Genomic DNA, 21,565 nt, shown 5'->3' with positions numbered 1-21,565 from the left:
TCTTCAGCGCACCGTGTCGGAGGACGGTGGCGCAGCGGTCGCGGTGACACGCACCGTCACCCCATCCGCCAGGAAGCCGACCCCGGACTCAACCACAGCGGCGCCGGCAGCCAGTCCTTCACGGATCTCCACCTGATCGCCGCGCCTTGCGCCCAGCATGACTTTCTGCTGCCGCACCCTATCACCACCCTCGATGCGGAAGACATAGCTGAAGCCGTCGCGCAGCAGGATGGCGGTTGCGGGCAGCGCCAGCACCGCACGCGGATCCAGTAGAAACTCGCCTCGGGCAAACAGCCCGGCCCGCACCCGAGCGGCGGGCTTGAGATCCACGTACACGATGCCGGTACGGCTTTGCGGATCGACCTGCGGTGAGATGTTGCGCACACGGCCTTCGACAGTCCGCGTGCCGTCCAGCGTGACCCGTACGGTCTGACCTGGCGTCACGCGCGCAAGTTCCGGCCCCGGCAGTTCAGCACGCCATTCAAGCCGCCCCTGACGTTGCAGGCGCATGATTTCTTCCCCTTGCTGGACGAGCGCACCCGCCACCGCAGGTCGCAAGCTGATCACGCCGTCATCCGGCGCGCGCACCTGGGTGTAGGCCAGCCGCAACGCATCGGCCTGCACGCGTGCGCGGGCCGCAGCCAAACGAGCTTGCGCGACATCGCCGGCCACCAGCGCCTGGTCGATAGCCTGCGCAGACAAGACCTCGGTACCCTGCAAGGCACGGGCGCGACCCGCCGCACGCCCCGCCTCTGCGGCAGTGGCTTGGGCCTCTCGAAGCGCCGCACGGCTGGCGTTCAGATCGGCCTCAAGCGTGCCGGGACCAAGCTGCGCCATAAGCTGTCCTTGCGTCACCCGGTCACCGATATCGACCAGCAAGCGCGACAGACGCCGCCCGCCGATCTCAGCGCTGATCACGATTTCCTGCCAGGCGGCGATGCTGCCGACAGCGTCCAATGTTTGCGGCCACTGCTGCGCGGTGACCAAGGTGCGCTTGACCGTCAAGGCGGGCGGCACCGCAGAGGACGATTCAGAGACAAGGGGAGCCGCATCACGCATGGCCACGAACAGAGCGGCGCAGACAATGGAAAGGACCGCAGCGGCAGCCGAAAGATAGGCGAAACGATGCTTCATGACTGAGCGGCCAGTTGATCGATGGCATCCGGATCGACGTTCCAACCGCCACCCAGACTGCGGTACAGGCGGAACCAGGCCCTGGCCTGATCCGCCTGCGCGGTCAGCACATCATCGTGAGCAGTCAGAGCATTGCGTTGCGAAGCGACGCGCTCAGGACCGCTGTACAGGCCCACTCTCGCCTGCAAAACGGCACGTTGGGCCACGCCTTGCCATTCGCGCGCCACTGTTTCGGCTTCACGTCTGCGATCGCGCGCAGCAACCATGCGCTCCAGCGATTCCTCGACCTCGGCGACGGCGGTTTGCCATGTCGACTGCAGCGCCGCCGCCGCTTCATCGATCGACGCCTGCGCGGCCCGGCCTTGGGCCCGGCGCCTTCCACCATCGAACAGTGGCAATGTCAGACTCGGGCCGATCGACCAGAGAGAGCTCAGTGTGTTCATCCCCCCCACACTGAGGCGGGCTTCACCGGCCAGGGCGCCCAGACTCAGCTGCGGATACCGTTGAGCATCCACGCTGCGGTAGTGGGCCTGTGCCGCCAGCCAACGCTGGTGGGCGGCAGCCACATCGGGACGCTGCGCCAGCAACTGCGCCGGCAACGCGTAGACTTCGAACCCAGGGACGCCGGGCAGCCCACGGCGCGGCCAGGCCCAGGCTGTGGGCAAGGCGGCGGCCTGCAGTTCAAGCGCCAAGGGGGCCGCCGATATGCCCAGCAGCAAAGCCAGTTCCTGCAACGCCACCTGCGCCTCTGCCCGTTCGGCATTGCGGCGGGCCGAAGCCAACGCAGCATCGGCCTGCAGCACGGCGACATCATTTGCACTGAAGAGACCGCCCGCCTGCTGCCGGCGGCCCCAGGCAAGCAGCTGCGCCGCCAATAAGCCATCGAGTGCGGCGACTTCCTCGCGCGCCTGTGCCAAGCGCAAGTCCAGATAGGCCCCGGCGACATCGGCTGCCAACGTCACCCGTGCCGCATGCCAATCATATTGCGCGGCATCGGCCCGCGCCGCTTGCTCATCGGCCGCAGCGCGCTTGCCGCCAAAGAGATCGATCTCCCAACTGGCAGTGAATCGGGCGTCCGACTGGGTGGAAACGCCGGGAATGCTGTTGAGGTTCTTGCCACGGCTGGAGGTGGCGTCGAGGTCAACTGTCGGCAGCAAGTCGGCGCGGGACTCGGTGACCAGGGCACGCGCCCGCCGATGCCTGGCGGCAGCCGCCTGCAGATTCGGGTTGGCTGCCTGGGCGCGTTCAATCAGCGAGACAAACAAGGGATCGGAGAATGCCCTCCACCAGTCCGCAAGCGCCACTGTCGACCCGCCATGAGGCAAGGGCGCGCGCCACGCCTCGGGCAGATCAACGACCGCCGGAGCGCGCACCGGCATACCCGTGCATGCGGTCAGCATCAGGACCAGACCGCTGGACAGCGCCAGGGAAGATAGACGAACACTCAGGCGGAGACTCATTTGAATGGGATGATGGCGACTGTTTTCAAGGGACTCTCCTGCGATGAACACGCATTCCTGAAAGTTCGTATTACGATCTATTATTGATGCGTAGTACGAACTATGTCAAGATAGAGCCAACATGAAACAGCAAACAATCATGGCGCCGCCTCCCCCAAGCGACGAAGGACTGGCCGACGTGCTCGTACCGACTGCCTTTGTCACGATGGCCGTTCTCAACAAGCTCGGCGCCGAAAATGACCTGTCTCTCACGCTGATGCGCGTGCTGGGCATTCTGTGGGACCGGCGCCCGCGGATGAGCGAACTGGCCGACTACCTGGGGCTGGAGAAACAGACCATGTCGGGGCTGATCGCCCGAGCGGAAAAGAAGGGACTCGTGGCGCGCGCGCCCAATACGGAAGACGGCAGGGCAACCGATGTTTTTCTGACTGATGCCGGCGCCGAACTAGTCAAGCGTCTGCAGGCACAAACACAACTGGCACTGGCGCCACTGACGGAACAGCTTGGCGCATCAGATCGGCAACAGCTTCAGACATTGCTTCAGCGCATGCTCGAAAGCCGCAAGCGTTGAAGAGCGGGTGATTGCCAGGCCTGTCCCCCGACCTCACGCAGAAATGCGCTTGTGCCGCGCACAATACAAAACGCCCTGTCAGACAGGGCGTCGATCAGATGCAGCAGTGGGCAGGCGAACGGTGCCGGATAGAATCAGGCGGCCTGATATTGCAGGGCGCGCTTGCGCACGAGTTCGAGAACCCCCTGACAGGCGTCTTCGATGTAGTCCAGGACCTTGTTGAAGCCTTCGGGGCCGCCATAATAGGGGTCGGGCACGGTGGCTTCTTCGTATTCGTTGGAAAAGCGCATCAACAGCATCAGTTTGTGTTGATAGATTTTCGGGCAGCGCTGCTGCAATGCAGACATGTTTTCCCAATCCATGGACAGGATCAGGTCCGCATCGCGAAAATCGTCGGACGTGATCTGCCGCGCCACGTGGGTGGACAGGTCATAGCCGCGTTTGCGGGCCGCCGTCTGCGCACGCGCATCGGGAGCCTCGCCCACGTGGAATTGGTGAGTAGCCGCCGAGTCGACACAAATCGCGTCCGACAGGTCGGCTTCATCGATCAGGTGCTGGAATACACCCTGGGCAGAGGGGGAACGGCAGATGTTGCCCGTGCAGACAAAAAGTACCTTATGCATGATAGGTGAAAGTGTGAGGGAAAACCCGGAAATTGGCAAGCTTTTTCCGGGAAAATTCACAAAAATTCCTGTCGTGTCAGTCACTTTGCGACGCAGGGGCATTCATGCCTCTGCCGCAGGCCATCAAGACAGCAAGGCCTGGTCTTTCAGCGCCCGCAAGGCATCGCGCGCGGCGGCGGCCTGCTCGAATTCCAGGTTGCGCGCATGGTCATTCATCAAATGTTCCAGACGCTTGATTTCCCGCGCCAAGGCCTTGTCGTCACCCAGCACGCTGGCATCAAAGCCCGAGGCTTCCAGCACCGGACCGGCGGCGACCGACACCCCGTCGATCAGATCGCGCACGGCCTTGCTGACCCCGCGCGCCGTGATGCCGTGTTCTTCATTGAAGGCCTGCTGCTTTTCCCGGCGGCGGGCCGTTTCATCCATCGCCCGGCGCATGGAATCCGTCACCCGGTCGGCATACAGGATGGCGCGACCGTTCAGATTGCGCGCCGCCCGCCCGATGGTCTGAATCAGGCTGCGCTCTGAACGCAGAAACCCTTCCTTGTCCGCGTCCAGGATCGCCACCAGAGAGACTTCCGGGATATCCAGGCCCTCGCGCAGCAGGTTGATGCCCACCAGCACGTCAAAAGCGCCCAGACGCAAGTCGCGGATGATCTCGACCCGCTCGACCGTATCGATGTCCGAGTGCAGATAGCGCACCTTCAGGCCGTTTTCCTGCAGGTATTCGGTCAGGTCCTCGGCCATGCGCTTGGTCAGCGTCGTCACCAGGACACGCTCGCGCGCGGCGATGCGCAGCTTGGCCTCGCCCAGCAGATCATCGACCTGGGTGGCGGCGGGACGCAGTTCGACTTCCGGGTCAACCAGACCGGTGGGACGCACCACCTGTTCGATGACGGCATCGGCGTGCTCGGCCTCGTACGGCCCCGGCGTGGCGGACACGAACACGCACTGCGGCATGCGGGCCTCGAATTCCTCGAGGCGCAGGGGCCGGTTGTCCAAGGCCGATGGCAGGCGGAACCCGAACTGCACCAGGGTTTCCTTGCGCGAGCGGTCGCCTCGGTACATGCCGCCCAACTGGCCGATGGTGACGTGGCTTTCGTCGATGAACATCAGGGACCGGGCCGGCAAGTAGTCGATCAGGGTGGGCGGGGGTTCGCCCGGCGCCGCCCCCGACAGATGGCGGGAGTAGTTCTCGATGCCCTTGCAGAAACCTAGTTCCTGCAGCATTTCCAGATCGAAGCGGGTGCGCTGTTCCAGGCGCTGGACTTCGACCAGGCGGCCATCGGCAGTCAGTTCCGCCAGACGGTCGCGCAGTTCTTCCTTGATGGTCTCGATGGCATGCAGCACCGTTTCGCGCGGCGTCACGTAGTGTGAACTGGGAAAGATGGTGAAGCGCACCAGATTCTGCACCAGCTTGCCCGTCAGGGGGTCGAACAGGTCCAGGGATTCGATTTCGTCGTCAAACAGCGTGATGCGCAGCGCCTGTTCCGCGTGTTCGGCCGGAAACACATCAATGATCTCGCCCCTGGCGCGAAAAGTCCCGCGGGCAAAATCCGTATCATTGCGCTCGTATTGCATGGAGACCAGCCGCGCCAGGATTTCCTGGCGGCCAATGCGGTCGCCTGTGCGCAGGGTCAGCACCATCGCGTGGTAATCCGCCGGATTGCCGATCCCGTAGATGCAGGACACGGTGCCTACGATGATGGTGTCCCTGCGTTCCAGCAGGCTTTTCGTGGCCGACAGGCGCATCTGCTCGATGTGTTCATTGATGGACGAATCCTTTTCAATGAACAGGTCGCGCGATGGCACGTAGGCCTCGGGCTGATAGTAATCGTAGTAGGACACGAAATATTCCACCGCGTTGCGGGGAAAGAATTCGCGCATTTCGGCATATAGCTGGGCAGCCAGGGTTTTATTGGGCGCCAGCACGATGGCCGGGCGCCCGGTGCGGGCGATCAGATTGGCCATGGTGTAGGTCTTGCCCGACCCGGTCACCCCCAGCAGCGTCTGGCTCATCAGACCATCGCGCACCCCGGCTTCCAGGGCATCGATCGCGGCAGGCTGGTCGCCGGCCGGCGGATACGGCTGATACAACTGAAATGGGCTGTCAGGGAAATGCACAAAACCTGGGGTATTTATGCCGCTCTCCATGGTTCGTCTAGACACTATTCGGGTAAACCCCTTATTATCCCATCGTTGGCCCACGCGACCAAGCACTATTCCCTTCTGCCTAAACGGTAACCCCATGTCCTCTATTTTCGCTTCTGTTGAACTCGCTCCGCGCGATCCCATTCTGGGCCTGAACGAACAATTCAAGGCCGATACCCGGTCCACCAAGGTCAATCTGGGCGTGGGGGTCTACACGGACGATGGCGGCCACATTCCCCTGCTCAAGGCCGTGCGCCAAGCAGAAGCCACGCTGTTCGAGCAAGCTGCCCCGCGCAACTATCTGCCGATCGACGGCATTCCCGGCTATAACCAGGGCGCCGCCGCCCTGCTGCTGGGCGCCAAGTCGCCGCTGCTGGCCGCGCACCGGTCCGTTACCGTCCAGACGCTGGGCGGAACCGGCGCCTTGAAAGTCGGCGCCGACTTCCTGAAGCAGATCCTGCCTCAGGCGCAAGTAGCCATCAGCAATCCCAGCTGGGCCAATCATGAAGCCCTGTTTTCCGCCGCCGGCTTTCCGGTCGTCAGCTACGACTACTACGACGCCGCCACTCATGGCCTGAACTTCGACGGCATGCTGGCCTCGCTCAAGGCGCTGCCCGCCGGCACCATCGTCGTGCTGCACGCCTGCTGCCACAACCCCACCGGCGTGGACCCCACTCCGGAACAATGGCGCGACATCGCCCAGACACTGCAAACCAGCCAGCTGGTGCCCTTCCTGGACATCGCCTACCAGGGCTTTGGTTCGGGCCTGGAAGAAGACGCCGCCGTCGTGCGCCTGTTCGCCGACCTGGGCATGACCATGTTCATCAGTTCCTCGTTCTCGAAGTCGTTTTCCTTGTACGGTGAACGCGTCGGCGCCCTGACCCTGGTCACCAGCGGCGACGAGGAAAGCGCCCGGGTGCTCAGCCAGCTGAAACGCGTGATCCGCACCAACTATTCCAATCCGCCCACTCACGGCGGCGCCCTGGTGTCCACGGTGCTGAACACGCCGGCGCTGTTTTCCCTGTGGGCCGAAGAGCTGGCCGGCATGCGGGACCGCATCCGCACCATGCGCCACCAACTGGTCGAACAGATCCACACCCAGGGCGTCGATCGCGACTTCAGCTTCGTCAAGGCGCAACGCGGCATGTTCTCGTATTCGGGCCTGACCAAGCCCCAGGTCGAGCGCCTGCGCTCAGACTTCGGCATCTATGCCGTGGGCAGCGGTCGCATCTGCGTGGCCGCCCTGAACAGCGCCAATATCGACTACGTGGCCCGCGCCATCGCTCAGGTGCTGAAAGGATGAGTCCGGTCATAGTGCAGTCCTGAAGGACGCCCCATGCCTGGCGAACCCAAAAGGCATACAGGCCGCGAGGCAGGCGTGTCCTGACCGCCATAGCTGCACGACACAAGGCCCGGACTTCCATCCGGGCCTTGCCTTATCCCGAGCATTCCGACAGAATACAGGCTGTGTTTTCATCCAGTAGCCCGCTATGTCTCTTAAGCTCACTGCCCGGCAAGCTCAAATCCTGGCGCTGATCGCCCAGGCCATCAACCAGACGGGGCGCCCGCCGACTCGCGCTGAAATCTCCCGGACACTGGGTTTCCGTTCCGCCAACGCTGCAGAAGACCATCTGCGCGCACTGGAACGCAAGGGCTACGTCCTGCTGACAGCGGGCACGTCGCGCGGCATCCAGCTCACTGCTTTGGCGCAGCCGGCAGCCCCACAGGCGCAGGCCGGAGCATCCTCCTTCCCACCCGTCTCTCCTCAGGCCACGCAACCGCCCGCCAGCGCCGGGCTGATCACGGCGGCGCGGGCGATCCAGCCCCCTCCTGGGGCGCCCATCTGGACAGCTGATTCCGATCCGCACCTGATCCCGCTGATTGGCCGTGTGGCCGCCGGCAGTCCGATCTTGGCTGCGGAACACGTCGAACGCGAAATTCCGGTGGCGCCGCAGCTATTTGACTCCGCCCCCGACTACCTGCTGCGAGTACGCGGCAGCAGCATGCGCGATGCCGGCATCCTGGATGGCGATCTGCTGGCGGTGCGCAGCACACCGGATGCCCGCCACGGCCAGATCGTGGTGGCCCGGCTGGGCGACGACGTCACGGTCAAACGCCTGGATCACCAAGGCCGGCACATCCGCCTGCTACCCGAAAACCCCGACTTTTCCCCCATCGTGGTGGGCGACGGCGACGACTTCGCGATCGAAGGCATCGCCGTGGGATTGATCCGCACGACCTCGCTGCACTGACGGCTGCTTGCTACTCCCAATAGAGCCTTTTTGCCCTGGGGGCAACCCCCGGCAAAAAAAACAGGCCTCGCTTCGAAAAGAAGCGAGGCCTGTTTAGTGTCATAGCGCCGTCAAGCCGGACGCAGGGGTCAGTGCTTGATCACATCTCCGGTCCCGGAGCCCGAGGGCTTGGCCGCCGTCAGGGCCTCAGCAGCCAGGCGGGCGACCTCCTCGTCCGACAGCGGCGTGGGCATGCGCTGCAAAGCGACTTCCAGCACCCGGTCGATCCAGCGCACCGGGATGATTTCCAGGTGGTTTTTCACGTTATCCGGGATTTCAGCCAGGTCCTTGATGTTTTCCTCGGGGATCATCACGGTCTTGATGCCGCCGCGATGCGCCGCCAGCAGCTTTTCCTTCAGGCCGCCGATCTCCAGCACCTCGCCGCGCAGGGTGATTTCCCCTGTCATGGCGACGTCGGCGCGCACCGGAATGCCGGTCAGCGCCGACACCATAGCCGTGGTGATCGCGGCACCGGCGGAAGGGCCGTCCTTGGGCGTGGCGCCTTCCGGGAAGTGCACGTGCAGGTCGTGTTTTTCAAAGACCTGATCGGCAATCCCCCAACGGCGGGCGCGGGCCCGCACCACTGTGCGGGCGGCTTCGACGGATTCCTTCATCACATCGCCCAAGGAACCGGTACGCGTGACCACGCCCTTGCCGGGCATGTCGGCGACTTCGATGGTCAGCAGATCGCCGCCCACTTCCGTCCAGGCCAGCCCCGTCACCTGCCCGACGCGGTCTTCTTTTTCGGCCACGCCGAAACTGAAGCGGCGCACGCCCAGGTAATCGCCCAGATTGTCGGTATCCACGGTCAGGGAATCGACGACTTTGGCGACCTTGCGCCCCTTGCCCACCGGATTGGCCGACAAGAGGCGTTTGACGGCCTTGCGGCAGATCTTGGAGATTTCCCGTTCCAGCGCCCGCACCCCTGCTTCGCGCGTGTAGTAGCGCACGATGTCGCGGATGGCGGCGTCCGTCACGGTCAGTTCGCCGTCCTGCACGCCGTTGTTTTTCATCAGCTTGGGCAGCAGATGGTCAAAGGCGATGTGAACCTTTTCGTCTTCCGTGTAACCTGACAGGCGGATGACTTCCATGCGGTCCAGCAGGGCCGGCGGAATGTTCAGCGTATTGCTGGTGGCCACGAACATCACATCGGACAGATCGAAATCGACCTCGATGTAGTGATCCTGGAAGGTGTGATTCTGTTCCGGATCCAGGACTTCCAGCAGCGCCGACGAGGGGTCGCCGCGGAAATCCGCGCCCAGCTTGTCGATCTCGTCGAGCAGGAACAGGGGGTTGCGCACCCCGACCTTGCTCATGTTCTGCAGGATCTTGCCGGGCATGGAACCGATGTAGGTGCGGCGGTGACCACGGATTTCAGCCTCGTCGCGCACACCGCCCAAGGCCATGCGCACGAACTTGCGATTGGTCGCCCGCGCCACGGATTGCCCCAGGGATGTCTTGCCCACGCCCGGAGGCCCCACCAGGCACAGGATGGGGGCCTTGAGCTTTTCGACGCGCTGCTGCACGGCCAGGTATTCGACGATGCGTTCCTTGACCTTTTCCAGGCCATAGTGATCCGCGTCGAGGACTTCTTCGGCGTTTTTCAGGGTGTTGTCGACCCGGCTCTTTTTGTGCCAAGGCAGGCCGATCAGAGTGTCGATGTAGTTGCGCACCACGGTGGCTTCCGCCGACATGGGCGACATCAGTTTCAGCTTTTTAAGCTCGCTGTCGGCCTTTTTGCGGGCTTCCTTGGACATGCGGGCAGCGGCGATCTTGCGTTCGAGTTCCTCGATGTCTGCGCCTTCCTCTCCCTCGCCCAGTTCCTTCTGGATGGCTTTGACCTGCTCGTTCAGATAGTAGTCGCGCTGACTCTTTTCCATCTGCTTTTTGACGCGGCCACGAATGCGTTTTTCGACCTGCAGAATGTCGATTTCGGATTCCAGTTGCGCCAGCAAGGCTTCCAGACGCGGCACGGCCCCGACCATATCCAGCAGGGACTGTTTCTGTTCGATCTTCAGCGGCAAATGCGCGGCAATCGTGTCCGCCAGACGACCGGCGTCTTCGATGCCGGTCAGCGAGGTCAGGATTTCCTGGGGGATTTTCTTGTTCAGTTTGACGTACTGTTCGAACTGGGCCAGCACGGCGCGGCGCATGGCCTCGGCCTCGGCCAGGTCGGATTCGTCTTCGGCGATGCCGCTGACGCTGGCCGCGAAGTGCGTTTCGGCATCCGACACCGCATGGATGCGCGCCCGCTGCTGGCCTTCTACCAGGACCTTGACGGTCCCGTCGGGCAGTTTGAGCATCTGCAAAATGCTGGCGGCGCAGCCGATTTCGTACAGATCATCCGGTGTGGGGTCATCCTTGCCCGCGGATTTTTGAGCAACCAGCATGATGCTGTTGCCGCCTTCCATGGCGAGTTCCAGGGCTTTAATGGAACGCGGGCGCCCCACGAACAGCGGGATGACCATATGAGGAAAGACCACGACATCGCGCAACGGCAGCAGCGGCAAATCCGCAGGTTCCTGGGTCAGAATCTGGCTAGCAGACATGGTTGCTTCCTAAAACGATTGATTCCAATAAAAAAGGAAGCTCAGGCTTCCTTTTTCGTGTATTGCCTGTCTACCCATATGGTGCCAGGTGCGAGGCTTTCAAGACCTCGTGCCTGTCAGTCAGTATAAAGGCAGAACCGGTCGCTGAGTGGATGATCAGGCTGCTGCGGTGCGCAGAGGCTTTTCCTCGTCGGAATGAGCGGCGTTCCGAGGCCCCTGAATGAGTTCAGGCGCCCCCTGCCCCTCGACGGCATCCGCATCCAGCACCACGCGGTTGATGTCCTGGCGGGTGGGCAGCTCGAACATGGTGGCCAGCAGCGACTGTTCCATGATGGAACGCAGGCCTCGAGCGCCCGTACGCCGTTTGATGGCGCGTTTGGCGATTGCCGTCAGCGCGTCGGGCGTGACGTCGAGTTCCACGTCTTCCATTTCGAACAGTTTCTGGAATTGTTTCACCACGGCGTTACGCGGTTCCGTGAGAATGCGAACCAGCGTGTCTTCCTTGAGTTCTTCCAGCGTGGCGACCACCGGCAAGCGACCGACCAATTCGGGAATCAGACCGAATTTGATCAAGTCTTCTGGTTCGACCTCGGCAAACAATTCGCCCACGCCGCGTTCGGAACGCGCCCGTACCGTGGCTGAAAAACCAATGCCGGAACGTTCGCTACGATCGCGGATGATCTTTTCCAGCCCATCGAAGGCGCCGCCCACGATGAACAGGATGTTGGTGGTATCCACCTGGACGAAGTCCTGGTTGGGGTGTTTTCGTCCGCCTTGGGGCGGCACCGACGCCACCGTGCCTTCGATGAGTTTCAGCAGGGCCTGCTGCACGCCTTCGCCCGACACGTCGCGGGTAATCGACGGATTGTCGGATTTACGCGAAATTTTATCGATTTCGTCGATGTAGATGATGGCGCGCTGAGCCTTGTCGACTTCGTAGTTGCAATTCTGCAGCAGCTTCTGGATGATGTTTTCGACGTCTTCGCCCACATAACCGGCCTCGGTCAGCGTGGTGGCGTCCGCCATGACGAACGGCACGTCCAGCATGCGAGCCAGGGTCTGCGCCAGCAAGGTCTTGCCCGAACCGGTCGGCCCGATCAGCAAGATATTGCTTTTCGACAGCTCGACGTCACCGCTTTTGGCTTCGGCGTAGCGGATGCGTTTGTAGTGGTTGTAGACCGCCACCGCCAGATTGCGTTTTGGCGTTTCCTGGCCGATCACGTAGCCATCCAGGAAGGTCTTGATTTCCTGGGGCGTTGGCAATTCGTTACGCACGGCATCGCGGGCTGCGTCCTGCTTTTCGTCCCGGATGATGTCGTTGCACAGGCTGATGCATTCGTCACAAATGAACACGGAAGGACCCGCAATCAGTTTGTGAACTTCGCTCTGGCTTTTATTGCAGAAGGAACAATGCAAGGCCTTATCCTCGCCGGATCCCTTTTTTTCGGTCATGGCAACCCTGTACTTATTTGGTCTCGTCGGTGCGCGAAACCAGGACCTTGTCAATCAGGCCATAGGCTTGCGCGTCGTCGGCGGACATGAAATTGTCGCGCTCGGTATCGATGCCGATGCGCTCGATATCCTGCCCGGTGCGATCTGCCAGGATACCGTTCAGGCGTTCGCGCAGGCTAAGGATTTCCTTGGCCTGGATCTGGATATCAGATGCCTGACCCTGCGCCCCGCCCGACGGCTGGTGGATCATGATGCGGGAATTGGGCAAGGCATAACGCTTGCCCTTTTCACCCGCCGCCAGCAAGAACGCCCCCATGCTGGCGGCCAGGCCGGTGCACAGAGTGGACACAGCCGGCTTGACGAACTGCATGGTGTCATAGATGGCCATGCCGGCGTAGACCGAACCGCCCGGCGAATTGATGTACAGAGAAATGTCTTTGTCAGGGTTCTCCGATTCCAGGAACAGCAGCTGGGCCACGACCAGGTTGGCCGACTGATCGTTGACCTGCCCCACGAAGAAGATCACCCGTTCACGCAGCAAGCGCGAATAGATATCGTAGGAGCGTTCGCCGCGACCGGACTGCTCGATGACGATGGGCACATAGCCCAGGCCCGTGGGGGTGACGGAATCTCCCCCATACATCGAGGCATAGAAATCGGTGAACCTGGACATTAACGCGTTCCCATCAAGGTATCAAAATCCACGTTTTCGTCGGTGACCTGAGCAGCGGCCAGGACGTGATCGACGACATTGTCTTCGAGCACCAGCGATTCAATTTCGGCACGGCGCTGGCGGTCGGACAGATAATAGGCGACGACCTGGGCCGGTTGCTCGTAGCTTTTGGCGAATTCCTCGATGCGCTCGCGGACCTGCTCGGGCTTGGCCTTGAGGTCGGCGGACTTGATCAGTTCACCCACCAGCAGGCCCAGACGCACACGGCGTTCGGCTTCCGGACGGAAGGTGTCTTCCGGGATGGGGATGGAATCGGCATTGGGCAGACCGCGTTGCTTCAGTTCTTCGCGGGCGGCGGCGGTGCGGCTGGCGACTTCGCTGTCTACCAGGGCCTTGGGCAGATCGAAGGTGCAGGCGGCAGCCAGGGCGTCCATCACGCTGCCTTTGGTGCGGCTTTTTGCACGGGCCTGAGCTTCGCGTTCGACGTTGCCGCGCACTTCGGTTAGCAGGGCGTCGACGTTGCCGTCGGCCTGGCCCAGCGCCTTGGCGAAATCAGCATCGACTTCGGGCAGTTCGGGTTCGGCGACTTCTTTCACCGTGATGGTGAATTCAGCTTGTTTACCCGCCACAGCGGCGCTGCCGTAGTCTTCCGGGAAATCCAGCGGGAAGACCTTGCTTTCGCCGGCCTTCAGGCCAGTGGCGGCAGCTTCGAATTCGGGCAGCATGCGGCCCTGGCCCAGCACAAAGGGGAAGTCCTGGGCGGTGCCGCCATCAAAGGCCACGCCATCGATGGTGCCGGCGAAATCCAGCGTAATACGGTCGCCGGACTGAGCGGCGCGATCTGCGACGGCCTTGAAGATGGTGCGCTGGCTGCGCAGGATGTCGATGGTCTTTTGGACTTCGGCATCACCCACCTGCACCGCACTGCGGGTGATCTTCAGGCTGGACAGGTCGGGCAGTTCGACGTCGGGATAGACTTCGAAGGTGGCGGAAAACGCCATGATGCCTTCTTCGACACCATCGACCTTGGGTTCCAGGCTGGGCGAACCGGCGACGCGCAAATTGGCGTCGGCAATGACTTTGTCCAGGGATTTGCCGATCTGGGTATTGATGACGTCATAGCGCACCGAAGGGCCATGGCTGCGTTCAATCACGGACAGCGGGGCTTTGCCGGGGCGAAACCCCTGGACCTTGGCTGTGCGGGCGACGCGTTTGAGTTGTGCCTGGACTTCTTTCTCGATGTCGGCCACAGAAACGCTCAGATCGACACGGCGCTCCAGGCCGGACAGTTTTTCAACCACGGGCTGCATTCGGAACCTATTGATAGTAATGGACAGTGAACGGGCTATTTTAGCGGAAAGTCGAGGCCGGCGTAGAAGCACCGGAGCGCCGGGAGTTTCACGCTATAATGCCCGGCTAACCTAGCGAACGTGGCGGAATTGGTAGACGCACCAGATTTAGGTTCTGGCGCCGAAAGGCGTGAGAGTTCAAGTCTCTCCGTTCGCACCACTGATGCCTTGAAATTGCTGATAGCATAACATAAATAACCAGCAAAATCAGTGGGTTAAGTCACATTCAAGCCCAATCGACACCCCGTCGGCGTGGTCTCTCCGGAATCACGCGACGGGCTGGGTGATTCCCTAGAATACACTTTCCAGCAGATTCTGCCGCGCCATGATTTCCTGCAGGCCGTTGGACATCTCCCCCTCGCACGCAAACCGGCAGTCCTGATCCAGCGGATAGTCGCCCCGGCATTTTTCCATCAACGCACACCCCTGAAAGACCTCGGTAATCCAGTCGACGAACACGTGGACCTTGGAAGACAGGTGCCGGCTTTGCTGATAGACGATGGAAATCGGCATCGGCGACGGCGCCCAGGGTTCCAGCACCTCAATCAGCTCGCCGGAATCCAGGTATGGCGCAACCATATAGCGCGGCGGCTGAATCATGCCGAACCCGCCCAGCCCGGCGCTGATACAGGCCTCGGCATCGTTGACGGACAGCGAGCTTTTCATGGGTACATTCACGATTTCGCCATTCACCAGGAAGCTCCAGTCCACCGTGCGCCCGGTCCGGGCCAGGAAATAATTGACTGCCCGATGACGGCCCAGATCCTCGATGCGTTCTGGTTTCCCGTAGCGTTCGATATAGGACGGCGCCGCGCACGTCAGCGTCCTGAAGACGCCGATGCGCTTGGCAACCAGCGTGGAATCCTGCAGTTCGCCAATGCGCAAGGCGCAATCGACGGCCTCTTGGACCATGTCGACCACCCGGTCGCTCATGCCGACCACCAATTCGATGTCCGGGTAGCGATGGTGGAATTCACACAGCCTGGGCACCAACACCTGCCGACCCAGAAATGGCGGCGCATCGATACGCAACAGACCACGCGGGCCGCGCGCCCGGTCGCGAAAGGACGATTCCGCATCCTCGACGTCGGCCAGGATGCCGATACAGCGCTCGTAGTAAGACGCCCCGTCCGGCGTCAGGCTCAGGCGGCGCGTACTGCGATTCAACAGCCGCGTCCCCAGGTATTTTTCCAGTTTGCGAACCAGTGTGCTCACGGTGGCCCTGGGCATGCCCAGGCTGTCTGCCGCCTGAGTAAAGCTGTTGGCATCGACGACTCGCGTAAAGACGCGCATGGCTTGCAGATGATCCATCCCTGTGCTCCCGGCGCGCGGCTAGGCTGACCGCGTCGCTATTGTTTGCTGGATTTGAATAGTGATAACAAAAATTGGATATTTATCCAAATTCGCGAATAACAAATAATAACGCACTCATCAAAAGGAATCCCGCCATGCCCTCTTTCCCCGCACGACACGTCGCCTTTGCACTGGCCGGACTGCTGCTCGCCGGCGGTGTGCTGCTGATGCGCGACAGCACCGGCACACCCGCCGGCGACGGCAAACTGCCTCCGGCACCCGCTATTCAGGTTGACGTCGCCACGATCCGTTACCAGGCCATCACGGACTGGCATGAATATTCCGGACGCCTGGAAGCCGTGGATCGGGTCGACATCCGGCCCTTGGTGTCCGGCACCCTGATCCAGGTCCATTTTCAGGACGGCGCACTGGTTCAGCGCGGCGATCCGCTCTTTACCATCGACCCGCGCCCCTATCAGGCTGCGGTCGACGAGGCCCAAGCGCAATTGACGGCGGCCAAAGCAAAGGACGCCTACGCCAGCGCGGATCTGAGCCGGGGCCGACGGCTATTGGCCGGCAATGCGATCGCCCGCCGGGATTTCGAGGAAAAGCGCAATGCGGCTCGCGAGGCCTCGGCCCGTGTGCAGGCCGCGCAGGCCGCACTGCAATCGGCGCAGCTCGATCTGGAGCACACCCGCATCACCGCCCCCATCAGCGGGCGGGTCTCGAAAGCTGACGCGACCGAAGGCAATGTCGTCGGCCTGGGCAACGCGCGGCCCCTGACCACCCTGGTCTCGGTCTCGCAGCTCTACGCCTCGTTCGAGGTGGACGAACAAACCTTCCTGCAGATGCACGACGCAGGCGCCGGGGCAGCCGCCCCTGTGTCCATGGGCCTGGCCAATGAGCAGGATTACCCCCGCCACGGCACGCTGGCGTTCCTGGACAACAGCCTCGACCCACAAACCGGCACGATCCGGGTGCGGGCGCTGTTCGACAATCCGGACGGTCTTCTGCGGCCCGGGCTTTACGCCAAGATCCGCCTGGGCGCCGGCGCTCCTCACGAGGCCGTGCTGCTGCAGGAAAAGGCGATCGGCACCGATCAGGCCAAGCGTTTCGTCATGGTCGTCGATGAGGCGAACAAGACCGCCTACCGGGAAGTCACGCTGGGCGCCAGCCGGGACGGTCGGCGCGTCGTCCGGACCGGCCTGTCGGCGGGAGACCGCGTCGTCGTGAACGGCATCCAGCGCGTCCGGCCCGGAGACATCGTGGCGCCGACGCTGGTCCAAACCGATGACGGCGCGCTCGCGGTGGGCGCCCTGCCCGGCTCGAAGCCGGATGAACAGCACCAATCCTGAGCGGCCCCATGAACATTTCCAAATTCTTCATCGACCGACCGATCTTTGCGGCGGTTCTCTCTGTCCTGATCCTGTTGGCCGGCCTGCTCGCGGTCTTCCGACTGCCGATTTCCGAGTATCCGGCGGTCGTGCCGCCCTCGGTCGTCGTGCGCGCGCAATTTCCCGGCGCCAATCCCAAGGTGATCGCCGAAACCGTGGCGGCGCCCCTGGAGGAAGCCATCAACGGGGTCGAGAACATGCTGTACATGCAGTCGCAGGCCAACAGCGACGGCAACCTGGCGGTGACGGTCAACTTTCACCTGGGCATGGACCCCGACAAAGCCCAGCAACTGGTGCAGAACCGGGTCGCGCAAGCCTTGCCACGCCTGCCCGAGGACGTTCAGCGTCTGGGGGTCACCACGGTCAAGGCGACGCCCACCCTGACCATGGTCGTGCATCTGGTCTCGCCCGACCAGCGCTACGACCTGACCTATTTGCGCAACTACGCCGTCCTGAACGTCAAGGACAAGCTGGCGCGCATCCCGGGCGTGGGCGAAGTACAAGTATGGGGCGCTGGCAACTACGCCATGCGCGTCTGGCTGAACCCGAGCAAAGTCGCCGAGCGGGGCCTGACCGCCAGCGACGTCGTCGCCGCGATCCGGGAACAGAACGTGCAGGTGGCCGCGGGCGTCATCGGCGCGTCCCCCAGCAGCCCCGATGTGGCCATGCAATTCTCAGTCAATGCGCAGGGACGCCTGCGGACCGAAGAGGAATTCGGCGACATCGTCCTGAAGTCTTCCGCCGACGGCGGCGTCACCCGGCTGCGGGACGTGGCGCGCATCGAGCTGGCGGCATCTGAATACGCTTTGCGGTCCCTGCTGGACAATAAACCGGCGGTCGCCATGGCGATCATGGAAGCGCCTGGCGCCAACGCCCTGGCCATTTCCGACGCAGTGCGCGCCACCATGCAGGAATTGTCCGCCGACTTCCCGGCATCGCTCGAAAGCAGCATCGTCTATGACCCCACGCAGTTCGTCCGGTCCAGCATCGAGGCGGTGATCTCGACGCTGCTGGAGGCCATCGCCCTGGTCGTGCTCGTCGTCATTGTCTTTCTGCAGACCTGGCGCGCGTCCATCATCCCGCTGCTGGCGGTGCCGATCTCCATCATCGGCACGTTCTCCCTGATGCTGGCGTTCGGCTACACCATCAACGCGCTGTCCCTGTTCGGCCTGGTGCTGGCGATCGGCATCGTCGTGGACGACGCCATCGTGGTCGTCGAGAACGTCGAACGCAACATCGAGGCCGGCCACAGCCCCCGCGACGCCACGTACCGCGCCATGCGCGAGGTCAGCGGCCCGATCATCGCCATCGCCCTGACGCTGGTCGCCGTGTTCGTGCCGCTGGCCTTCATGACGGGGTTGAGCGGACAGTTCTTCAAGCAATTCGCCATGACGATCGCCATTTCGACGGTCATCTCGGCGTTCAATTCGCTGACCTTGTCGCCGGCGCTCGCCGCCTTGCTGCTCAAACCCCACGGAGCAAAACCCGATGCGCTGACCCGCGGCATGGACCGCGTCCTGGGCGGATTCTTTCGCGCCTTCAATCACGCTTTCGGGCGCGCCTCCGACCACTACGCACACGGCGTGGGCGCCGTCGTGCGGCGCAAGGGCGCGACCCTCGGCGTCTACCTGGTCCTGCTCGCGCTGACGGCGGGCGTCACCTATATCGTCCCGGGCGGTTTCGTGCCGGGGCAGGACAAGCAGTATCTGGTCAGTTTCGCGCAACTGCCCAGCGGCGCATCGCTGGAACGCACGGATGCCGTGGTCCGCCGCATGAGCGACATCGCGCTGTCCCAACCGGGCGTCAAAAACGTCGTTGCGTTTCCCGGCCTGTCGATCAACGGCTTCACCAACAGCTCCAGCGCAGCCGTCGTTTTCATCGCGCTCGACGACTTTGACAAGCGCCAGGACGCGGCAACGTCCGCCCAATCCATCACGGCAGCGCTGAGTCAGCAATTTTCCGGAATCAAGGAAGCCTTTACCGCCGTGTTTCCCCCACCGCCCGTCATGGGCCTGGGAACGGTGGGCGGCTTCAAGCTGCAAATCGAGGACACCGCCGGGCTGGGCTATGACCGCCTGAACGACGCGGTCCAGGCCTACCTGGCCAAGGCGGCGCAAACGCCGGAACTGGGGCCGGCATTTTCCAGCTACCAGATCAACGTGCCGCAACTGGACGTGGATCTGGATCGGGTCAAGGCCAAGCAACTGGGCGTACCCGTCACGAACGTGTTCGACACCATGCAGATCTACCTGGGCTCGCTGTACATCAACGACTTCAACCGCTTCGGGCGCGTCTACCAGGTCAAGGCCCAGGCCGACGCGCCCTTCCGGTCCGACCCCGAGGACATTCTGCGGCTGAAGACGCGCAGCGATTCGGGCGCCATGGTGCCGCTGGGTTCCCTGGTGTCGCTGACACCGACGTATGGGCCGGAGATGGTGGTGCGCTACAACGGCTACACCGCCGCCGACATCAATAGCGGTCCGGCGCCCGGCTATTCGTCCGGCGAAGCCCAGGCGGTGGCTGAACGCATCGCAGCGCAAACCCTGCCCAAAGGCATCAAGTTCGAATGGACGGATCTGACCTACCAGCAGATCCTGGCCGGCAACGCCGGAATCTGGGTGTTCCCCATCAGCGTCCTGCTGGTCTTTCTGGTGCTGGCCGCCCTGTACGAGAGCCTGACGCTGCCGCTGGCAGTCATCCTGATCGTGCCCATGAGCGCGCTGGCCGCCCTGACCGGCGTCTGGCTGACCCAGGGAGACAACAATATATTCACCCAGATCGGGCTCATGGTGCTGGTCGGCCTGGCCTGCAAGAACGCCATCCTGATCGTCGAGTTCGCGCGCGAACTGGAGGCCCAGGGCATGTCCGCCGCGCAGGCCGCGCGGGAAGCCAGCCGCCTGCGCCTGCGCCCCATTCTGATGACGTCCATCGCCTTCATCATGGGCATCGTGCCCCTGGTGTTGTCCACCGGCGCAGGCGCGGAAATGCGCCACGCGATGGGGATCGCGGTCTTCTTCGGCATGCTGGGCGTCACGCTGTTCGGTCTGTACCTGACCCCGGTGTTCTATGTGCTGCTGCGCGCGCTCGCTGTCCGATTCCAGTTCCGACGCGCCGACGCTGCGCACCCGGACCCATCCACCCCCGCCGCAACCCCCTCTGTGGAAGTCCGCTCATGATCACACGCATTTCTTTCGCTGCCACGGCAAGCTTGCTGGCCCTGCTCGCCGGGTGCGCCGTCGGCCCCAAATATGAACGGCCCGCCGTCGAAGTCCCCGCCGCCTTCAAGGAAGCCAGCCTGAGCGCCGCCGAACAGCAGCGCTGGAAGCAGGCCCAGCCAGCCGATGCGCTGGCGCGAGGGCGCTGGTGGGCCATTTTCAAGGATCCCGCGCTGGATGCCCTGCAAACACAAGCCATGCAGGCGAACCAGGACCTGCAGGCCGCCGCCGCACGCGTAAAGCAGGCGCGCGCACTGCTGGGGCGCGCCCGGGCGGACCGGCTTCCGGAACTGACGACCGGTCTGGCCGCCAACCGTCAGCGCACATCGGAAGCCATCCAGGGCGCCGCTGACCCAGGCGGCACTGCCACGCTCTGGCGTGCGCAGACCGGCCTGGCCTATGAAGTCGATCTCTTTGGTCGTGTCGCCTCGGAAGTCGATGCCGCCAGCGCCGACGCCCAGCGGGCACAGGCCCTCTACCAGTCCGTGCTGCTGGCGCTGCAGGCCGACGTCGCACAATCCTATTTCCTGATCCGGCAACTGGATGGCGAAACCCTGCTCTACGAGCACACGATTGCTCTGCGCCGCATGAGCCTGGATCTGGTCGAGACGCGTTACCGTGAAGGCGACATCAGCGAACTGGACGTCGCGCGCGCCCGGTCTGAACTGGCGACGGCGCGCGCCCAGGCGCTGGGCATTGATCGTCAACGCGCCGCCGCCGAGCACGGACTGGCCTTGCTGCTCGGGCGACCGCCCGCGGACTTTTCCCTGTCGCGTCAGCCTCTGGCCAGGATCCCGGTCGCCATCCCCGCCGGCCTGCCTTCTTCCCTGCTGGAAAGGCGCCCTGACATTGCCGCAGCGGAACGGGCCCTGGCAGCCGCCAATGCCAGGGTCGGCGCCGCCAAGGCCGCCCTGTTCCCGCAACTGACCCTGACGGGCGCCTTCGGATTCGAATCATCCGAACTGGACGAGCTGCTGCGCTGGTCGAGCCGCAGTTTCCTGCTGGGTCCGCTGGTGGGGACGGCGCTCTCGCTGCCGATCTTCGATGGTGGCCGCCGCCAGGCCGGCGTGGATCGCGCCCGCGCCCGCTACGAAGAAGACGTGGCCCTGTACCGTCAAAGCGTGCTCAAGGCCTTTGGAGAAGTCGAAGACGGCCTGTCTTCTTTGCGTCTGCTGGGCGAGCAAGGCGAGGTGCAGGACTCCGCCGTGGCGTCCGCCGCCCGCGCAGCGGAACTGTCCAAAGCCCAATACGAAGCCGGTTCGGTCAGTTACCTGGAAGTCATCGACGCCGACCGCAACGTGCTGCAGCGCAAACGCGCCGTCGTGCAATTGGATGGCCTGCGCGCGCACGAAGCCGTGCAGTTGATCCGGGCACTCGGCGGGGGTTGGGACAGCTGAGGGGTCGCCCGGA

Annotated in this window: 15 protein-coding genes and 1 tRNA gene; 7 read left to right on the top strand and 9 right to left on the bottom strand. The window is 63.1% G+C overall.

What is annotated here, in order from left to right:
- Positions 1–3 precede the first annotated feature (3 nt).
- On the bottom strand, positions 4–1,134 hold the full coding sequence (locus WBF69_RS00850) for an efflux RND transporter periplasmic adaptor subunit (RefSeq protein ID WP_424260252.1): 1,131 nt from the start codon (positions 1,132–1,134) through the stop codon (positions 4–6).
- The gene (locus WBF69_RS00845; protein WP_424260250.1) at positions 1,131–2,594 is read right to left on the bottom strand and encodes an efflux transporter outer membrane subunit; all 1,464 of its coding nucleotides are present in this window, start codon (positions 2,592–2,594) and stop codon (positions 1,131–1,133) included. The genes WBF69_RS00850 and WBF69_RS00845 overlap by 4 nt, the downstream gene beginning before the upstream one ends.
- 121 nt (positions 2,595–2,715) lie before the next feature.
- Between WBF69_RS00845 and WBF69_RS00840 the strand changes: the two genes are divergently transcribed.
- Entirely contained in the window at positions 2,716–3,165 is a 450-nt protein-coding gene (locus tag WBF69_RS00840) for a MarR family winged helix-turn-helix transcriptional regulator (RefSeq protein ID WP_424260248.1), read from the top strand.
- Between the two features lie 134 nt (positions 3,166–3,299).
- On the opposite strand, the gene WBF69_RS00835 is transcribed toward WBF69_RS00840, so the two are convergent.
- Both WBF69_RS00835 and uvrB read right to left on the bottom strand, forming a co-directional pair.
- Positions 3,300–3,791, bottom strand: a complete 492-nt coding sequence (locus WBF69_RS00835; protein ID WP_424260280.1) for a low molecular weight protein-tyrosine-phosphatase — start codon at positions 3,789–3,791, stop codon at positions 3,300–3,302.
- Positions 3,792–3,911: 120 nt separating this feature from the next.
- Positions 3,912–5,930: an excinuclease ABC subunit UvrB gene (uvrB, locus tag WBF69_RS00830; RefSeq protein WP_424260278.1), complete on the bottom strand. Its 2,019-nt coding sequence runs from the start codon at positions 5,928–5,930 to the stop codon at positions 3,912–3,914.
- Positions 5,931–6,036: 106 nt separating this feature from the next.
- On the opposite strand from uvrB, the gene WBF69_RS00825 reads away from it, so the two are divergent.
- A complete protein-coding gene (locus WBF69_RS00825; protein ID WP_424260246.1) occupies positions 6,037–7,242 on the top strand; it encodes an aromatic amino acid transaminase in 1,206 nt (401 codons plus the stop codon).
- Positions 7,243–7,429: 187 nt separating this feature from the next.
- Positions 7,430–8,191, top strand: coding sequence for a transcriptional repressor LexA (gene lexA, locus WBF69_RS00820; RefSeq protein ID WP_424260244.1), 762 nt, complete (start codon positions 7,430–7,432; stop codon positions 8,189–8,191).
- A 128-nt stretch (positions 8,192–8,319) separates the two neighbouring features.
- Here the strand turns inward: lexA and lon are convergent, their stop codons facing one another.
- The 4 genes from lon to tig all read right to left on the bottom strand — a co-directional run bounded on the left by lon (position 8,320) and on the right by tig (position 14,214).
- On the bottom strand, positions 8,320–10,779 hold the full coding sequence (lon, locus tag WBF69_RS00815) for an endopeptidase La (RefSeq protein WP_424260242.1): 2,460 nt from the start codon (positions 10,777–10,779) through the stop codon (positions 8,320–8,322).
- Between the two features lie 156 nt (positions 10,780–10,935).
- A complete protein-coding gene (gene clpX, locus WBF69_RS00810) occupies positions 10,936–12,231 on the bottom strand; it encodes an ATP-dependent Clp protease ATP-binding subunit ClpX (RefSeq protein ID WP_424260240.1) in 1,296 nt (431 codons plus the stop codon).
- A 13-nt stretch (positions 12,232–12,244) separates the two neighbouring features.
- Positions 12,245–12,904: an ATP-dependent Clp endopeptidase proteolytic subunit ClpP gene (gene clpP / locus WBF69_RS00805; protein WP_424260239.1), complete on the bottom strand. Its 660-nt coding sequence runs from the start codon at positions 12,902–12,904 to the stop codon at positions 12,245–12,247.
- Positions 12,904–14,214 carry a trigger factor gene (gene tig, locus WBF69_RS00800; protein WP_424260237.1) on the bottom strand — a complete coding sequence of 437 codons (1,311 nt, stop codon included), beginning with the start codon at positions 14,212–14,214 and terminating at the stop codon, positions 12,904–12,906. The genes clpP and tig overlap by 1 nt, the downstream gene beginning before the upstream one ends.
- 114 nt (positions 14,215–14,328) lie before the next feature.
- On the opposite strand from tig, the gene WBF69_RS00795 reads away from it, so the two are divergent.
- A tRNA-Leu gene (locus WBF69_RS00795) sits at positions 14,329–14,413 on the top strand.
- A gap of 131 nt (positions 14,414–14,544) precedes the next feature.
- Here WBF69_RS00795 and WBF69_RS00790 read toward each other — a convergent pair.
- Positions 14,545–15,564 carry a LysR family transcriptional regulator gene (locus WBF69_RS00790; RefSeq protein WP_424260235.1) on the bottom strand — a complete coding sequence of 340 codons (1,020 nt, stop codon included), beginning with the start codon at positions 15,562–15,564 and terminating at the stop codon, positions 14,545–14,547.
- 137 nt (positions 15,565–15,701) lie between these two features.
- On the opposite strand from WBF69_RS00790, the gene WBF69_RS00785 reads away from it, so the two are divergent.
- The 3 genes from WBF69_RS00785 to WBF69_RS00775 are packed head-to-tail and all read left to right on the top strand — an operon-like array spanning position 15,702 to position 21,552.
- Positions 15,702–16,901 carry an efflux RND transporter periplasmic adaptor subunit gene (locus WBF69_RS00785; protein WP_424260233.1) on the top strand — a complete coding sequence of 400 codons (1,200 nt, stop codon included), beginning with the start codon at positions 15,702–15,704 and terminating at the stop codon, positions 16,899–16,901.
- Positions 16,902–16,909: 8 nt separating this feature from the next.
- Complete coding sequence (locus WBF69_RS00780) at positions 16,910–20,116, top strand: efflux RND transporter permease subunit (RefSeq protein ID WP_424260231.1); 3,207 nt, start codon at positions 16,910–16,912, stop codon at positions 20,114–20,116.
- Positions 20,113–21,552 (top strand): efflux transporter outer membrane subunit, encoded by a 1,440-nt coding sequence (locus WBF69_RS00775; protein WP_424260229.1) that lies wholly within the window; start codon positions 20,113–20,115, stop codon positions 21,550–21,552. The genes WBF69_RS00780 and WBF69_RS00775 overlap by 4 nt, the downstream gene beginning before the upstream one ends.
- Positions 21,553–21,565 lie beyond the last annotated feature (13 nt).

Source organism: Castellaniella sp., from assembly GCF_049673105.1.
GTDB lineage: Bacteria > Pseudomonadota > Gammaproteobacteria > Burkholderiales > Burkholderiaceae_B > Castellaniella.
This window is presented reverse-complemented; position numbering and strand designations above follow the sequence as displayed.

What these genes read in the sequence shown, in the direction of transcription:
- WBF69_RS00840 (WP_424260248.1), top strand. Translation starts at nt 2,716, where the DNA reads ATGAAACAGCAAACAATCATGGCGCCGCCTCCCCCAAGCGACGAAGGA.
- lexA (WP_424260244.1), top strand. Translation starts at nt 7,430, where the DNA reads ATGTCTCTTAAGCTCACTGCCCGGCAAGCTCAAATCCTGGCGCTGATC.
- clpX (WP_424260240.1), bottom strand. Translation starts at nt 12,231, where the DNA reads ATGACCGAAAAAAAGGGATCCGGCGAGGATAAGGCCTTGCATTGTTCC.
- lon (WP_424260242.1), bottom strand. Translation starts at nt 10,779, where the DNA reads ATGTCTGCTAGCCAGATTCTGACCCAGGAACCTGCGGATTTGCCGCTG.
- WBF69_RS00845 (WP_424260250.1), bottom strand. Translation starts at nt 2,594, where the DNA reads ATGAGTCTCCGCCTGAGTGTTCGTCTATCTTCCCTGGCGCTGTCCAGC.
- WBF69_RS00850 (WP_424260252.1), bottom strand. Translation starts at nt 1,134, where the DNA reads ATGAAGCATCGTTTCGCCTATCTTTCGGCTGCCGCTGCGGTCCTTTCC.
- clpP (WP_424260239.1), bottom strand. Translation starts at nt 12,904, where the DNA reads ATGTCCAGGTTCACCGATTTCTATGCCTCGATGTATGGGGGAGATTCC.
- WBF69_RS00825 (WP_424260246.1), top strand. Translation starts at nt 6,037, where the DNA reads ATGTCCTCTATTTTCGCTTCTGTTGAACTCGCTCCGCGCGATCCCATT.
- tig (WP_424260237.1), bottom strand. Translation starts at nt 14,214, where the DNA reads ATGCAGCCCGTGGTTGAAAAACTGTCCGGCCTGGAGCGCCGTGTCGAT.
- WBF69_RS00790 (WP_424260235.1), bottom strand. Translation starts at nt 15,564, where the DNA reads ATGGATCATCTGCAAGCCATGCGCGTCTTTACGCGAGTCGTCGATGCC.
- WBF69_RS00775 (WP_424260229.1), top strand. Translation starts at nt 20,113, where the DNA reads ATGATCACACGCATTTCTTTCGCTGCCACGGCAAGCTTGCTGGCCCTG.
- WBF69_RS00785 (WP_424260233.1), top strand. Translation starts at nt 15,702, where the DNA reads ATGCCCTCTTTCCCCGCACGACACGTCGCCTTTGCACTGGCCGGACTG.
- WBF69_RS00780 (WP_424260231.1), top strand. Translation starts at nt 16,910, where the DNA reads ATGAACATTTCCAAATTCTTCATCGACCGACCGATCTTTGCGGCGGTT.